Origin of the sequence: Streptomyces sp. NBC_00212, from assembly GCF_045206365.1 — a bacterium.
Classification (GTDB): Bacteria; Actinomycetota; Actinomycetes; order Streptomycetales; family Streptomycetaceae; genus Streptomyces.
The window spans coordinates 4,118,313-4,133,173 of the sequence record NZ_CP108115.1; the positions used below are offsets into that span (position 1 = coordinate 4,118,313).

The window sequence follows — 14,861 nt, forward strand, 5'->3', positions numbered from 1 at the left end:
GCGACCAGCCACCGACGGCCCGCACTCGCCCACAAAGACGCGGAAGCACCCCCGCCCCACCGGGGCAAGCCGTGGCAGCCCGGGGCCGTGGGGCCGAGCCCCGCTCGACGGCAGCACCCCCGCCACCACCAGCACCGCGAAGCGAAGCCGCACCCCCGCCACCACCAGGGTCGTAGAATTGGCCGCATTGTGTCTGAGCACCCCCACACCCCAGAAGCCCCGGCCGCGGCGGCGACCGAAAAGGTCCTGCCCAGGAACAAGGCACCCCGATTCCCGGGCGGCCCGGCGGCCGACCCCGCCGGCTCGCACCACGAACGCCGCATCCGCAGCTTCCAGCCCCGCCGCAGCCGCGTCACCACCGGCCAGGGCGAGTACCTGGAGCGGCTGTGGCCGGTGTGGGGCTTCGACATCGACGGGCTGCGCAAGGTCGACCTGGCCGGGATGTTCGACGGGCTGCCCGTCGTCCTGGAGATCGGGTTCGGCATGGGCGAGGCCACCGCGCAGATGGCCGCGGACGACCCCGCCACCGGCATCCTCGCCGTGGACGTGCACACCCCCGGCCAGGGCAACCTCCTCGGCCTCGCCGAGCGCGGCGGCATGAGCAACATCCGCGTCGCCAACGGTGACGCGATCATCCTGCTGCGCGAAATGCTGGAGCCGGACGCCCTGGACGGCCTGCGCGTGTACTTCCCGGACCCGTGGCCCAAGAAGCGGCACCACAAGCGCCGCCTGATCCAGCCCGAGTTCCTCTCGCTCGCCGCGACGCGGATGAAGCCCGGCGCCGTACTGCACTGTGCGACGGACTGGGAGGACTACGCCGAGCAGATGCTGGAAGTCCTCAGCGCGCACCCCGACTTCGAGAACACGGCGGAGGGCGGCGGCTACGCGCCCCGGCCCGCGTTCCGGCCGCTGACGCGGTTCGAGGGGCAGGGTCTCGACAAGGGCCACGTGGTGCACGACCTGCTGTTCCGACGGGTCGGGCACAGCGGGTAGTGCAGGCACCGTCGCGGATTGTCAGTGACCCTCGTTAGGGTCGTCTGGTGTCTTTCGAGTCGCTTCCGCATCGCCCGCATCCCGGGCAGGCGCCCCAGCAGGCCGGGCCGGCCATTGCGGCCCAGCCGGTTCCGGCGTGCGCGGACGAGCCCCGGTTCGACGCGGTCCCGCCGGACCGGTCGAAGTGGCGCTACCGGCCGCGCCGCGACTTCTGGCGTTCCAAGGCCGTCCGCGCGGGCGCGCTGATCACCCTGCTCGCCCTGTGCGGCCTGGTCATCCTCGCGCTCGTACGGGAACAGACGGGCACCGAGGGGTTCCTGGTGGGGCTCGGGCTCGCGGTGCTTCCGGTGCCGCTGCTCGGCGCCGCGTTCCGCTGGCTGGACCGGGTCGATCCCGGGCCGTGGCGCAACCTCCTGTTCGCCCTGGCGTGGGGCGCCTGCGCCGCCGCGCTGGTGGCGATCATCGCCAACTCGTTCGCGACGCGCTGGATAGCCACGGCCACCGCCGACCCCTCCTCGGCCGACCATCTGGGCGCCAGCGTCATAGCCCCGATAGTCGAGGAGAGCGCGAAGGCGGCGGCCGTCCTGCTGCTTTTCCTCTTCAGGAGACGCGACTTCAAGGGGATCGTCGACGGCGTGGTCTTCGCCGGTTTCACCGCGACCGGCTTCGCCTTCACCGAGAACATCCTCTACCTGGGCAACGCGTTCGGCGAGGACCAGGCCAGCCACAGCGGAGGCTCGACGACGGCGGCGACCTTCTTCGTACGGGTCGTCATGTCGCCGTTCGCGCACCCGCTGTTCACGGTGCTCACCGGCATCGGGTTCGGCGCGGCCGCGCTCGCGCCGCCCGGCAAGCGGCTGCGCCGGGTCGTGTTCCCGCTGGGCGGCCTGGTGTGCGCGATGGGCATGCACGCCCTGTGGAACAGCTCGACGCTGTTCGGGGTGTACGGCTTCTACATCGTGTACGGGGCGTTCATGGTGCCGGTGTTCGGGCTGCTCACCTGGCTCGCGATCTGGAGCCGGCAGCGCGAGCTGCGCACGGTCGCCGCCGAGCTGCCCGCCTACGCCGCGGCCGGCTGGCTCGGGCCCGCGGAGCCGCTCGCGCTGTCCTCGATGCGGGCCCGCGCGGCGGCCCGCGACTTCGCGCACCGCACGTTCGGGGGGAAGCCGGCGGCACGGGCGGTCGCCGAGTACGAGGCGTTCGCGACCGCGCTCGCCTTCCTGCGGCACCGCGCCTACCGCAGCGCGGGCGCCGTCGGCCCCGGACCCGACTTCGCGGCCCGCGAGCAGGAGCTGCTCCACCATCTGTGGGAGCGCAAGCCGGTCGCAGGCCCGGCGCTGCTGTACGCGGCGGGGGCCACGGGCCGGATCTGGCTGCCCCCGCAGCCGGGCCCGCCGCACCCCTACACCCAGCACGCGCAGTACGCGCCGTACGCTCCCTACGTTCCGCAGGTTCCCTACGGGCAGCCGGGCCCGGCCGGGGGCCCGGGGCAGTACAACCCGTACCTACGCTGAGGCGGCCGTCAGCTCGGAGAGCTGTGCGTCGGTCAGCTCCAGGTCGGCGACCGCGAGCAGCGCCGGGAGCTGCTCGACGGTACGGGCCGAGGCGATGGGCGCGGCGACGGTCGGCCGGGCGGCCAGCCAGGCCAGCGCCACCGTGGCGATCTCCGCGCCGGTCTCCTGGGCGATCCGGTCGAGCGCGGCGAGCACCTTGCGGCCCCGCTCGGTCTCCAGGTGCTGGCCCGCGCCCTCGGCCCGCTGGCTGTTCACCGACTGGCCCGGACGGTACTTGCCAGTGAGGAAGCCGGAGGCGAGCGCGAAGTAGGGGACGGCGGCCAGGCCGGCGCGGGACGCGGTCTCCTGGAGGGCGCCCTCGTAGGTGCCGCGCGAGACCAGGTTGTAGTGCGGCTGAAGCACCGCGTACTTGGCGAGGCCCTCGCGGTCGGAGAAGTCCAGGGACTCCTGGAGCCGCTCCGGGCTGATGTTGGAGGCGCCGAGCGCGCGGACCTTGCCGTCCCGCACCAGCTGGTCGAGGGCGGTGACGATCTCCTCGACGGGGACGGAGGGGTCGTCGAAGTGCGTGTAGTACAGGTCGATGTAGTCGGTGCCGAGGCGGCGCAGCGACTCCTCCACGGCGGCCTTGATGTTGGTCGGGGCCAGGCCCTTGTACCCGGGCAGGGCGCCGACCTTGGTGGCCACGACCACGTCGTCCCGGTTGCCGCGGGCGGCCAGCCACTTCCCGATGATCGTCTCGGACTCGCCGCCGGAGTTGCCCTCCGCCCAGGCCGAGTACAGGTCGGCGGTGTCGACGAAGTTGCCGCCGCCGTGGGTGTAGGCGTCCAGGACGGCGAAGGACTGGTCCTGGTCGGCCGTCCAGCCGAAGACGTTGCCGCCGAGGGAGAGGGGGAAGACGGAGAGGTCGGAGCTGCCGAGCGTACGGAGAGAGGTCATGGGGTGATCAACTCCCATACGGGGACGGCTATTCCGGGGCACCCCGCCCAAGGACAACCCTGCTCGGGGCGCGGGGAACTGCGCGAGCAACCACGCACGGCCCGAGGGCGAAAGCGGGGTTAGGGGTTCAGCCCCTTCGACTGGAGCCACGTCATCGGGTCGATGCCCGTGCCGGAAGGCGTGTGCACCTCAAGGTGGAGGTGCGGGCCCGTCACGTTGCCGGTCGCACCGACGCGGCCGATGACATCCCCCGTGGACACCTTCTGCCCCACACTCACCGCCAGCGACGACTGGTGGCAGTACCAGAGCTCACTGCCGTCATCCAGCGTGATCACCGTGCGGTAGCCGTACGCACCGGCCCAGCCCGCCGACTTGATCGTGCCGGAGTGGATCGCCTTGAGCGGCGTGCCCGTGGGGGCCGCGAAGTCGAGGCCGGTGTGGTGGCCGGAGGACCACATCGAGCCGGCCTCGCCGAAGGTGGAGGTGATCGTGTACGAGCCGACCGGCAGCGAGTAGCTCGCGGCCAGCTTGGCCAGCCGCTCCTCCTCCGCCTTCTTGGCCGCTGCCTCCTCGGCCGCCTTCTTCTCGGCGGCGGCCTTGGCGGCGGCCGCGTCCTGCTTGGCCTTGGCGTCGGCGGCCGCCTTCTCCGCCGCGGCCTTCTGCGCGGCGGCCTTCGCCTCGGCGATCGCACCGGCCTTCTGCTGCTCGGCCTGCTGGAGGATGCGGGCGCGCAGCGCCTCACCCGCGTCAGTGGCGCCCTGCTCGGCCTCGCTCGTGGAAAGACCGGTCATGGTCAGCGGCGCGGCGGCGATCTTCTGATCGGCCCTGGCGGCGGCGGTCTTCGGGGCGTCCGGGCTGTCGTGCGAGACCAGCTCGCCGACGCCGGGCAGCGACCCGAGGTCGGGCAGGCTCTCGGATATGGAGTCCGGCAGCGATATGGAGACCGGCGGCTTGGTCTGCGCGGTGGCCATGCCGCCCGCGCCGACCGCGGCGATGACGCCGACGCCCAGCACGGTGGAGCTGCGGGCGAGCCCGCCGCGCTGCTTGGCCACCCGGTGCCGGCCGCGGACCGGGCGCACGGACTCCTCGGTCGGGTCCCACTCCTCCCAGCTCTCGTTCTCGCCGGGTACGTCCCCGTACAGCGAAACCGGAGATGTGGGGGTGTCGAGGGCAGGCTCGTTGGACGCCACGAGGGCGCGCTCCTTTCCTTCCTTCTCGCCTACCGGGTTAGCTGACGGGTTCGGAGCAGGAAGGTCTCCTACGAGTGCCCATGACGGACGCCCGATTCACCCCACGTTGGTGGTTCCCCGGTTCCCTCGCGGGATTCGGCGCATGCGCACGGTGCCGCCTTTGCGGCGGCTGGGACGACCGCGCTGCGTTATCGAACGTTAATAGACGGCGGGGGTGGAATCCAAGCCGTTCCCACTGATCGTTAACGGTCCTGGCCAGGACTTAGTACCCCATAGCCGGTTTAAACCGGGCGAGTTGACAACCTCTCAGGGCCACCCTCGTCACACCCAATTCCTGACGGTGTGTCAATTGTTATGCGCAGGGAGACCCTTCGGGCACACACCGTGACGCCCTCATGTCGCGGTGACCGAGCTACTTCACGATCCTCACCGTGCGGCGCCGCTCCGGCTGGCCCTCGGCCGGGCGGGCCACCGCGAGCAGCGCCATGTCGTCGCTGGCGCCGCCGCCCGTGTACCGGCGTACGTCGTCGACGAGCGCGTCCAGGACCTCGTCCGGGCCGGGGAAGATCGCGCCGCGCAGCCGGGCGCCGGGGTCGTAGAAGACGCCCGAGCCGTCGCGCGCCTCGGACAGGCCGTCGGTGTAGAGCAGCAGCGTCGCGCCCGCCGGGAAGGGGTGCACGTCCGCCCGGTCCGGCCACACCCCGAGGTCGGCCATGCCGAGCGGCAGCGCGGGCTCGGCCGGCACGAGCGTGTCGAGGGAGCCGTCCGCGTGCAGCATGAACGGCTCGGGGTGCCCCCGGTTCACCAGGCGTACGGTGCCGTCGCCGCGCGGGATCTCGGCGAGCAGCGCCGTGGTGAACCCCTCGACCGCATCCAGCCGGTCGCGCCGGGTGCCCTCGCGGGCCAGCGCCCGCTCCAGGCGCTGGGTGACCGCCTCCAGGGAGGACTCCTGCTCGGCGGCCTCCCGGAACGCGCCGATCACCACGGCGACGGCCTCCACCGCCTGGAGACCCTTGCCGCGCACGTCGCCGACGATGAGCCGGACCCCGTACGGGGTGTCCTGCACGGCGAACAGGTCGCCGCCGATGAAGGCGTCCGCCTGCGCCGCCTCGTACCGCGCGGCGACGTTGAGCCCGCCGATGCGGGCCGCGGGCGTGGGCAGCACGGCGCGCTGGGCGGTCTCCGCGATGACGCGCTGGGAGGCGAGCTGTTCGCCGCTGCGGCGCAGGATGCGGTTGATGACGAGGGCGAGCGCGCCCACCGTGAGCACGGTGAAAAGCTCGCTGGACCCTTCGCCCAGGTTGGGCAGATCGTGTATGAACCAGAGCGCCACGACGGCGGCCACCGAGCCCAGGCCCACCAGAGCGGTGCCGCGGCCCGAGTAGAAAGGGGCGGCGGCGACCGGCGCGCCCGCGAACAGCGCGGCGGCGGTGAGGTCGGGCGGGGTCGAGGCGTCGAAGATGAAGCCCACGACGACCAGCAGTACGGGTAGCGCCCGTACCAGGCGCCTTTCGCCCTCTGCTCGCTGCCGCACCCGTCCAGCCTGACGCCTTCCGGCTCCCCGGGCGACCCGGGCGCACCCGAGCGGGTGGTCGGACACCGGCTCTCAGAGCCTGCGGCAGCGGTGGGGCCCCGGGCGCCCCCGGGAGCAGCTTCCCCTGGTGTGGCGATGGTTGGCGCCGTGGTCGGGCACGCACGGCAGCTCGACCCAGCCGCCGCGGTTCAGACGGCAGCCGTGCGCGGGGGCCGCGGTCGCGGCGGCCGGCACCCCCTTGACGGGGACGGGCTCCCCCAGGTCCTCGCAGCCGCTGAGGGCGAAAGCGCCCACGGCGAGCAGCAGCACGACAGGCACCTTCCGCCGTGTCCCCACCCGTGTCCTCCTACTCGCACGCTCACTCATGGCGCACGCGAGACTACTCCCCGCACGCGCCCCGGGCCGCAGGACCATCCGTGAGGTGCCGCTCCGCGTACGCCTTCAGGGCGTCCCGGACGAAGGCCGCCGTGCCCTCGCCGTGCTGGTCGTAGTTGACGCCGAAGCGCGGGTCGTCGACGTACATCTGGCCGAGCCCGATGACGTACGACTTGCCGACGCTCGCCGTGGTGGACAGCCAGGCGACATGGCGCCGCGCGATGTCCTGGGCCTCGTCGCCGTCGGCGGCGAGACCGGCCTCATGCGCCCGGCCCCAGTCCCGGGCGATGTCCTCGTGCTCCTTCAGGAACCCGTTGCGCTGTTCCTCGGTGAGCGAGCACCACCAGCGGTCGCCCTTCTCGTAGGCGTCCCGCCCCCAGCGCCGGCTCACCTCCTCCTCGTACCGCGTGTGGTCGAAGCCGTCGAACACTTCCTCGGCCATGAGCTCCTCTCCCTTCTCGGTCTTGTGCAGGGTGGTCCGCACGGACGCGATCTGCCGCGTGATGCGCTCACGCTCCTGTTCGAGGAGGTGCAGATGGGTCCGCAGGGCGGCCGCCGGATCGCGCTCGCCCTCCAGGAGCTCGCCGATCACCGGCAGCGAAAGGCCCAGCTCGCGCAGGAGCAGGATCCGCTGGAGCCGGACCAGGGCGTCCTGGTCGTAATAGCGGTATCCGTTGCTTCCGATCCGGCTCGGGGCGAGCAGGCCGAGGTCTCCGTAGTGGCGGAGGGTGCGGCTCGTCGTCCCGGCCTTCTTGGCGATCTCCTGGATCGACCACTCCTTGCCGTTCACATCGACCAAGCTAGATCTTGACGTTGCGTAAAGGTCAAGGCGCGGAAGCCGACAACGGGGGAACGCGAAGAGGCCCGGCACTTGATGACAAGTGCCGGGCCTCTTCGTTCAGTAGCGGGGACAGGATTTGAACCTGCGACCTCTGGGTTATGAGCCCAGCGAGCTACCGAGCTGCTCCACCCCGCGTCGGTAAACACAACTGTACGCCATTCGGAGGGGTGCTCCGAACCATTTACCCCGCGCCCCTGAGGGGCGCGGGGCCACACCCGGTCGCAGGGGTCACATGGACGAGGCACGACGGCGGCGGGCGCCCAGCCAGGCGACCGCTGCGCCGAGGGTGACCAGGGCGGCGGCGATGCCCGCGTACAGGCCCGTGTGGGAGTCGGCGCCGGTGTGGGCGAGGCTGCCGGTGGCGGAGGTGGTGGTGAGGTTGGCGTTGCCGGCCGCCGACACCGGGACGGCGTTGCCGGACCCGGACGTGCCGGGCTTCGCGGAGGGCGTGCCGGTGGGCTTCGTGGACGGCTTGGTGGTGGGGGCGGTCCCCTCGTCGATCGGGCCGAGCGCGAACTGCGCCGTGGCTCCGTCGAACGGGTAGGTGTTGCCCGAGGCCAGCGAGACGCGGACCTCCGCGGTGATCGGGGTGACCTTCTTGATCTGGGTCTTGACGCCCAGGTTGATCCGCAGCGGCAGGGTGCGCACGCCGGAGGCCGAGCCGAAGCCCTTCGGGACGGCGGGCAGGACGACGCTGTCGTAGTCGACCTTCAGGTCCTGCCAGCGGCCGTCGATCAGGCCCTGCACGAAGAAGGCCGGGGTCTTCACCTGGGGGCCGGCGTACGAGAGCTGGAGCCGGGTGGTGAGCGCGCTGCTGAACACGCCGTCGCCGGTGGCCTGGTAGTGCAGGTCCAGGTACTGGCGGCCGTTCGGGGCGTCCATGGTCGAGCCGGGCTTCTTCTCGAACCAGGTCTTCAGGTGGCCCGCCTTGATCTCCGGGTCGGCCTTGAAGGTGTGCGAGGCCTGGTGGTTCTGCGCGACCTCGCCGTTGAGGCTGGTGGCGGTGAGCTTGAAGTCCCCGTCGTTGGTCGGGTAGTTGGCGCCGAGCCCGATGGTGACCTTCCAGGTCAGCTTGCCGTTCGCCGGGACGTCGAAGCCGGCCGAGGCGTTCTTGCCCGCCGGGTGGAAGTAGCCCTGCCAGCCGCCGTCCTGGTGCCCGACGTTGTACGTGGTCGCGGGCGCGCTCACGGGCTCGACCTTGAAGGTGACGTCGTTCGTCTGCAGGGGGCTCGCGCCAATCGCGTCGCCGAGCATCCACGGGTGGAAGGCCTGCGCCTGCTGCGTCGGGTTGCTCACCGTCAGCTCGAACGTCTCGGCGGCCCCGCCCCGGGTCAGCGGCCCGTTGGGCGCCGGGGTCCCCATTTCCATCACCAGCGGACGCTGGGCGTCGTCGGACGTGGCGGCCTGCGCCGACATCGGCAGCAGTACGGTGCCGGCGACGGCGGCGACGACAACGGCGGTGGCGGCGGGACGGAAGAGGCGGTGGGCGATGCGAGCGGACATGGTGGACTCCCCCCAAGGAGACACAAGGGCGTTCTGCGCGGCGGCAGTCGGCGAAGAAGACGGAGAAGACAGAAGAGAAGATAGAGAGGTTCAGCGAAGAATCGAGCGAAAGATCGGCCGTCTGCGGCAGAGCGCCGGATCGACGGGATGATCTGGGTGATGCGAGGTGTGGTGCAAAGGGTGATGCGAAGGTTTGTCGCCGCTTCGCCGGTCTTGCTTTCCCCCCGGCCGCTGCGATGTGCTCATCTTCTGCCAGAACCTGACCCGGAACAATCTCCACTCTGTCACCGGTGGGCAACAGAGGTTCGGCCTCGTCAGCGGGGGGTCGGGGCCAGGGAACGGGCCAGGTCCAGCCAACGAGTGAGGGTCCGTGCGGCCGCCCCGGAATCGATCGAGTGCCGGGCCTCGCGCAGCCCGCCCTCGAAGGCGTCGTCCAGGCTCTTCTCCTCCAGCCCCCGGTACGCGGCGAGCGCCCCCGCGGCGTTGGCGAGGACGGCATCGCGGACCGGCCCGGTCTCGCCGTCCATGACGCGCCGGACGGCGAGCGCGTTGTAGGCGGCGTCGCCCCCGCGCAGCGCGTCGGGCGTACACCGGGAAAGCCCGAACTCGGCGGTATCCAGGCGTAGTTGACGTACAGACTTCCCCGCGGCGACCCACACCCGGGTCGGGGCGGCGGTGGTGATCTCGTCGAGCCCGTCGTCCCCGCGCACGACCAGCGCACTGGTCTCGCGGGCCGCCAGCACGTCCGCGAGGACGGGGGCCAGGGCGGTATTGGAGCAGCCGACGACGGCGGTACGGGGCCGGGCCGGGTTGGTCAGCGGGGCGAGGTAGTTGATGACGGTGGGCACGCCGAGGGACTTGCGGACCGGCCCCGCGTGGCGCAGCCCGTGGTGGAAGCGGGGCGCGAAGGTGAAGCCGATGCCGGCCTCGCGGACGCAGCGGGCGACGGCATCCGGGGTGAGGTCGAGCGGCAGCCCGAGCGCTTCCAGTACGTCGGCGGCCCCGGCCTTGCTGGAGACGGACCGCCCACCGTGCTTGACGACCGGCACCCCGGCGCCGGCCACGACGACGGCGGCCATGGTGGACACGTTGACGGTGTGCGCCCCGTCGCCCCCGGTCCCGACGATGTCGACGACGTCGGCCCCGTCCACGGCCAGCGGAACCACCCTCTCCATCAGCGCGTCGAGCAGCCCGTGGATCTCCTCGGCACTCTCGCCCTTGGCGCGCAGCGCCACCAGGAACCCGGCGAGCTGAGCCGGCTCGGCGGCGTCGTCCATGACCTGCCGCATGGCCCAGCGGGCATCGTCCGCGCCGAGGTCCTCGCCCCGCAGAAGGACGGCCAGCAGGTGCCGCCAGGAGCGGTCGGGCTCGGTCACGGTTTCCCCTCGATGCGGGCACGGCGGGGCCGCGCGGTGTTCCCGCCCACGTTATCGGCCACCCCGGCCCCTGCTCGGTACGGGGCAAGCCGCTCTGCCGCACCGCGCCCTGCGTCGAGCCACTAACGTGCGGCCGTGACCAGTTCCGCAGATCGTCCGCTGCTCTTCCTCGATGTCGACGGACCGCTCATCCCGTTCGGGCGCCCGGGCGGGTATCCGACGTACGACGTGGAGTGCGAACCTCGGGGAGCCGCCTCCAACCCTCTTCTGGCCAGGCTGAATCCCGCGTACGGGCCGCGGCTGTCGGCGCTTCCCTGCGATCTGGTGTGGGCCACGACGTGGATGGCCGATGCGAACGAATGCATCGCACCCCGGCTCGGCCTGCCGGAACTGCCGGTGGTGAGCTGGCCGGAGGCATACGACGACGAGCGGGGCGGGCTGCACTGGAAGACCCGAGCCCTCGTCGCCTACGCGGCCGGGCGCCCCTTCGCCTGGGTCGATGACGAGATCACCGACATCGACCGGGCCTGGGCGACCGCACACGCCCAAGGACCGGTCCTGCTCCACCGCGTCGACCCTGGGCAGGGGCTCACGGAAGCGGATTTCGCAGCGCTTGAAGGGTGGTTGCGCGCCGCCGGCCGGGGTCTGTCGGCCTGACACCGGACGGGGAAGGCAGCACGCCCGGCCGTCGCCACCGTCCCTTGCGCACACCTCACCCTGCGGACGCCCTCACGTACGCGTCCGGAATTCGCGGTCCGCTCCAGCACAATGTGCCCTAGCGTGAAGGTGACGGCAGCCGCGCCCGAGCATCGGGCGCCTCGCCGTCCTGGCCCCCTGCCCCTGGGTCGTGTCTTGACCGACCGAGAGCAGGCTGGAGCCGTATCTCACCGACAACGCAGCTCCAGCCGATGTCCTCGCCGATGCCGCGCCGGGGGTGAATCCCGCCGCCCCCAGGCGCCCGGAGAGGACGATCAGTGCGAGGACGCCGCTCAGCGAACCCGGGGGGAACTGCGCGGTGTCCTCGCACTCAAGCCCGTTCCTGACGGACCCGGCGGCGCCCGCGCCCGCCGTACCGGTTCGTACGATCTGTGTAGGCCGGCAGGGGCTGCAGCTCACCTCGGACAGCCCCTCTGCGCAGGTCCGGAAGCGGTGACATCGTGAGCACGAACGCGATCATGGCCCGCATCCTGCGCGACCTCTCCACCGGGAACGGGACCGGCGCCGGTCTCCTCGGCGGCGACCCGGCACGGTGCGCACGGGCGATCGGCGTGGACGGGATCGCGGTGTCGCTGGGTACCAACGGCTCCCTGACCGAGCTGGTGTGGTCCACCCCGGGCCGCAGCTCCGCCCTGGAAGACGCGCAGTTCACCCTCGGCGAGGGGCCGGGGCTCGACTCCTACGTCCATGGCGCGTTGATCGCCGTCTCCGATCTGGAGACGGCCGACCCTCATCGGTGGCCCGCCTTCCTGCCCGAGGCGGCACAGCTCGGCGTGCGGGCGCTGTTCTGCTTCCCCCTGCGCCTGGGAGCGGTCTCCCTCGGCGTCCTCACCGCGCAGCGCGCCACCGCTGCTCCCCTGGACGCCGCCCAGACCGACGAGGCGCTCGTGCTGGCCGCCGCGATCACCGCCGCGCTACTGGCGGGCGGCGGGCGGCGGGCGGCATTCGCGCAGGCGGAACCGCACACGGCGCTGCACCGCGCCGCCGTCCACCAGGCCACGGGCATCATCAGCGTCCAGGCCGGGGTCTCCCTGGTCGAGGCCATCGCCATCCTGCGTGCTTACGCATACCGCACCGAGGCACCCGTACTCAGGACCGCCGAAGACGTGGTGGCCCGCCGATTGCATTTCCGGGACAATCACGACGGGACGGCCGCACCGTCCGGAAATAGGGACTGATGACGATGACAAGTCAGCAACGCGTGCTCGACATCCTGGTGGAGGCCGTGGACACGCTCACGGAAGACTTCGATCTCATCGAGTTCCTGCACCGGCTCTGCGCCCGCAGCATCGAGCTCCTGGACGTGGACGCGGTCGGCGTGATGATCGTCGACCAGCACGGCGAACTCCAGCTCATCGCCGCGTCCGACGAGAACACCCGGCTCCTGGAACTCTTCGCCCTCCAGCACGAAGAGGGCCCCTGCGTCCGCTGCTACCGAACCGGCCAGGCCCAGTTGAACATCGACCTCACCTCGGCCCCCGTCACCCTCGGCTTCGGCCCGTTCGCCGCCCGGGCCCGCGACGCCGGCTTCGTCTCCACGCACGCCCTGCCGATGAAGCTGCGCCAACAGGTCGTCGGCGCCGTCAACCTCTTCCACTCCCGGCCCAGCCGGCTCAGCGAATCCGACGTCCAGATCGGCCAGACACTCGCCGACGTGGCGACCATCTCCATCCTCCAGCAGCGCAGCATCGAGCAGAGCTACGTCGAGAAGGCACAGCTCCAGGCCGCCCTGACCAGCCGCGTCACCATCGAACAGGCCAAGGGCATCCTCTCCGAACGCCACCACCTCAGCCTCGACAGCACCTTCGACGCCATGCGCGCGTACGCCCGCCCCCGCCACCTGCGCCTCACCGAGCTCGCCCAACAGGTCATCGACAACACCTTCGACGGCGACCTCGGCGACACCACCACCCCATGAGCCCGTTCGCCGACCGGAGACTTCGCCATCGGGCACCCGGCCGAAACGCAGGAACACGGGGACACGGGGACACAGGGACACAGAAACGCCCCAGCCGATGATCCCCGGCTGGGGCGTTCCTTCGCAGTTCGGAGGGGCCAATCCCTCCCAACGCGACCGGTAGGCCATGTCGGACTCGAACCGACAACCAACGGATTAAAAGTCCGCTGCTCTGCCAATTGAGCTAATGGCCCTTGGCGAGTCACCCCCGAGCATAGCCGGACGGCGCCCGGCAGCCGATCGGGTATCGGCTGTCGGGCCCGTCGCGGGTCGAACACCCGGGCCGCAATGCCCCTCCGGCCCCGGGCACAGCGGGTCGAATCACCCGAAGCCGGCGGAACCGCAGGGCGTCGCGGCACCCGGCACTTCATTCCCGCGACTCCCCCGCATCCACCGGCCGCAGGAACCAGTGCCGGGCCGACGCCAGCCACCACACCGTCGCGAAGCCCAGGACCGCCAGGACCGCGAGCGGGGCGTAGTTGAAGGTTTCCCAGGTCACCGGGGAGACCTGCGGCAGCATGAACAGGACTGTGATGACCGCCACCCAGGCCACCGCCACGATGCCGATCGGGCGGGACCAGCGGCCCAGGTGCCAGGGGCCCCGCGCGAAGGCGTCGCCGCGGAACAGGCGCAGCAGGGTCGGGATCACGTACGCGATGTACAGGCCGATCACCGCGATCGAGGTCACCGCCGCGTACGCCGTCACGTTGATGAGGTAGGGCAGGCCCAGGACGAGGGCCGCGCCGGCCGCCAGCCATACCGCTGCCACCGGCGTGCGGGTGCGCGGGCTCACCGTGTGCCACAGGCGCGAGAACGGCAGCGCGCCGTCGCGCGAAAAGGCGTAGATCATGCGGGAGTTGGCGGTCACCGAGGCCATTCCGCAGAAGAGCTGGGCGCCGATCACCACCAGGAGCAGGAGCTTGCCGCCGGTCGCTCCCAGCGAGTCCAGGAGGATCTGGGCGGGGGGCGCGCCCGTGTCCGAGTTCAGCTGCGTGTCGTACGACCCGATCGCGTACGTGAAGCCGAGGAGGAGGACGAAGCCCGCTATCCAGGACGTCCAGATCGAGCGGACGATGCCGCGCGGGCCGGCCGTCGAGGCGTCGTGGGTCTCCTCCGTCATGTGCGCGGAGGCGTCGTACCCGGTGAAGGTGTACTGGGCCATCAGCAGGCCGATCAGGACCACGTACACGCTGTTCGTGAAGCCCGTCTCGTTCACGAATCGGGTGAAGACGAAGGACGTGGACTGGTGCTTGTCGGGGACGAGGGCCAGCGCGGCCACGATCGCCGCGACCCCGAACACGTGCCACCACACGCTCACGCTGTTCAGGACGGCGACGATGCGGACGCCGAACGTGTTCAGGAGGCCGTGCAGGAGCAGGATCGCCGCGAAGAGGAGGATCGTGCGGGCCGGGGTGACCTCGAAGCCGAACTGGAGGTTCAGGTACGCCCCGAGGAACGACGCCGCGCCGAAGTCGACGCCCGCCGTCACCGCGATCTGGCCGAGGACGTTGAACCAGCCCGTGAACCACGCCCACGCGGCGGCCTGGCGCGGCGGGGCCAGGCGGTGGGCCCAGAAGTAGAGGCCCGCCGAGGTGGGGTAGGCGGAGCAGATCTCGGCCATCGCGAGGCCGACGACCAGCGTCATCAGGCCCACCGCGACCCAGCTCCACGTGATGAGGGCGGGGCCGCCTGTCTTCATGCCGTACGCGTACATCGTCAGGCAGCCGGAGAGCACCGAGATGATCGTGAACGAGACGGCGTAGTTGGAGAAGGCCGACATGCGGCGGGCGAGGACCTGCTTGTAGCCCAGCTGCGCCAGGCGTTCCTCGTCCGACCCCGGCGCTCCCTCGGGCGCGCCCTCGCTGGTGGTGCCGACGTCACTTGTCATGCCCCCGGTGATGCCCGCACCGGGGGCCCGACATGCC

At 71.5% G+C, this 14,861-nt stretch carries 13 protein-coding genes, 2 tRNA genes and 1 riboswitch; of the genes, 5 read left to right on the top strand and 10 right to left on the bottom strand.

Annotated elements, in window-relative coordinates; all coding sequences use genetic code 11:
- Nucleotides 1-186 precede the first annotated feature (186 nt).
- Both trmB and OHA17_RS18795 read left to right on the top strand, forming a co-directional pair.
- Nucleotides 187-993 (top strand): tRNA (guanosine(46)-N7)-methyltransferase TrmB, encoded by an 807-nt coding sequence (trmB, locus tag OHA17_RS18790; RefSeq protein ID WP_406510759.1) that lies wholly within the window; start codon nucleotides 187-189, stop codon nucleotides 991-993.
- Nucleotides 994-1,040: 47 nt separating this feature from the next.
- Nucleotides 1,041-2,507: a PrsW family intramembrane metalloprotease gene (locus OHA17_RS18795; RefSeq protein ID WP_406507560.1), complete on the top strand. Its 1,467-nt coding sequence runs from the start codon at nucleotides 1,041-1,043 to the stop codon at nucleotides 2,505-2,507.
- On the opposite strand, the gene OHA17_RS18800 is transcribed toward OHA17_RS18795, so the two are convergent.
- The 8 genes from OHA17_RS18800 to trpD all read right to left on the bottom strand — a co-directional run bounded on the left by OHA17_RS18800 (nucleotide 2,499) and on the right by trpD (nucleotide 10,262).
- Entirely contained in the window at nucleotides 2,499-3,443 is a 945-nt protein-coding gene (locus OHA17_RS18800; protein WP_406507561.1) for an aldo/keto reductase, read from the bottom strand. The two genes, OHA17_RS18795 and OHA17_RS18800, sit on opposite strands and share 9 nt — an antisense overlap.
- Before the next feature lie 119 nt (nucleotides 3,444-3,562).
- Entirely contained in the window at nucleotides 3,563-4,633 is a 1,071-nt protein-coding gene (locus OHA17_RS18805) for a M23 family metallopeptidase (protein WP_398874006.1), read from the bottom strand.
- Nucleotides 4,634-4,644: 11 nt separating this feature from the next.
- Nucleotides 4,645-4,784: riboswitch (cyclic di-AMP (ydaO/yuaA leader) on the bottom strand.
- A gap of 261 nt (nucleotides 4,785-5,045) precedes the next feature.
- Nucleotides 5,046-6,167, bottom strand: a complete 1,122-nt coding sequence (locus OHA17_RS18810; RefSeq protein ID WP_406507562.1) for a PP2C family protein-serine/threonine phosphatase — start codon at nucleotides 6,165-6,167, stop codon at nucleotides 5,046-5,048.
- 72 nt (nucleotides 6,168-6,239) lie between these two features.
- Nucleotides 6,240-6,503, bottom strand: coding sequence for a hypothetical protein (locus OHA17_RS18815; protein ID WP_406507563.1), 264 nt, complete (start codon nucleotides 6,501-6,503; stop codon nucleotides 6,240-6,242).
- A gap of 43 nt (nucleotides 6,504-6,546) precedes the next feature.
- The gene (locus tag OHA17_RS18820) at nucleotides 6,547-7,332 is read right to left on the bottom strand and encodes a MerR family transcriptional regulator (protein ID WP_406507564.1); all 786 of its coding nucleotides are present in this window, start codon (nucleotides 7,330-7,332) and stop codon (nucleotides 6,547-6,549) included.
- Nucleotides 7,333-7,444: 112 nt separating this feature from the next.
- A tRNA-Met gene (locus tag OHA17_RS18825) sits at nucleotides 7,445-7,518 on the bottom strand.
- A 93-nt stretch (nucleotides 7,519-7,611) separates the two neighbouring features.
- A complete protein-coding gene (locus tag OHA17_RS18830; RefSeq protein ID WP_406507565.1) occupies nucleotides 7,612-8,886 on the bottom strand; it encodes a hypothetical protein in 1,275 nt (424 codons plus the stop codon).
- Between the two features lie 314 nt (nucleotides 8,887-9,200).
- A complete protein-coding gene (trpD, locus tag OHA17_RS18835) occupies nucleotides 9,201-10,262 on the bottom strand; it encodes an anthranilate phosphoribosyltransferase (protein WP_406507566.1) in 1,062 nt (353 codons plus the stop codon).
- 135 nt (nucleotides 10,263-10,397) lie between these two features.
- Between trpD and OHA17_RS18840 the strand changes: the two genes are divergently transcribed.
- The 3 genes from OHA17_RS18840 to OHA17_RS18850 all read left to right on the top strand — a co-directional run bounded on the left by OHA17_RS18840 (nucleotide 10,398) and on the right by OHA17_RS18850 (nucleotide 12,897).
- Nucleotides 10,398-10,919 (top strand): hypothetical protein, encoded by a 522-nt coding sequence (locus OHA17_RS18840; protein WP_406507567.1) that lies wholly within the window; start codon nucleotides 10,398-10,400, stop codon nucleotides 10,917-10,919.
- A gap of 500 nt (nucleotides 10,920-11,419) precedes the next feature.
- Nucleotides 11,420-12,157 carry an ANTAR domain-containing protein gene (locus OHA17_RS18845; protein WP_406507568.1) on the top strand — a complete coding sequence of 246 codons (738 nt, stop codon included), beginning with the start codon at nucleotides 11,420-11,422 and terminating at the stop codon, nucleotides 12,155-12,157.
- Between the two features lie 5 nt (nucleotides 12,158-12,162).
- The gene (locus OHA17_RS18850; protein ID WP_398874022.1) at nucleotides 12,163-12,897 is read left to right on the top strand and encodes an ANTAR domain-containing protein; all 735 of its coding nucleotides are present in this window, start codon (nucleotides 12,163-12,165) and stop codon (nucleotides 12,895-12,897) included.
- Nucleotides 12,898-13,057: 160 nt separating this feature from the next.
- Here OHA17_RS18850 and OHA17_RS18855 read toward each other — a convergent pair.
- A tRNA-Lys gene (locus OHA17_RS18855) sits at nucleotides 13,058-13,130 on the bottom strand.
- A 173-nt stretch (nucleotides 13,131-13,303) separates the two neighbouring features.
- Nucleotides 13,304-14,824 carry an amino acid permease gene (locus OHA17_RS18860; protein WP_406507569.1) on the bottom strand — a complete coding sequence of 507 codons (1,521 nt, stop codon included), beginning with the start codon at nucleotides 14,822-14,824 and terminating at the stop codon, nucleotides 13,304-13,306.
- Nucleotides 14,825-14,861 lie beyond the last annotated feature (37 nt).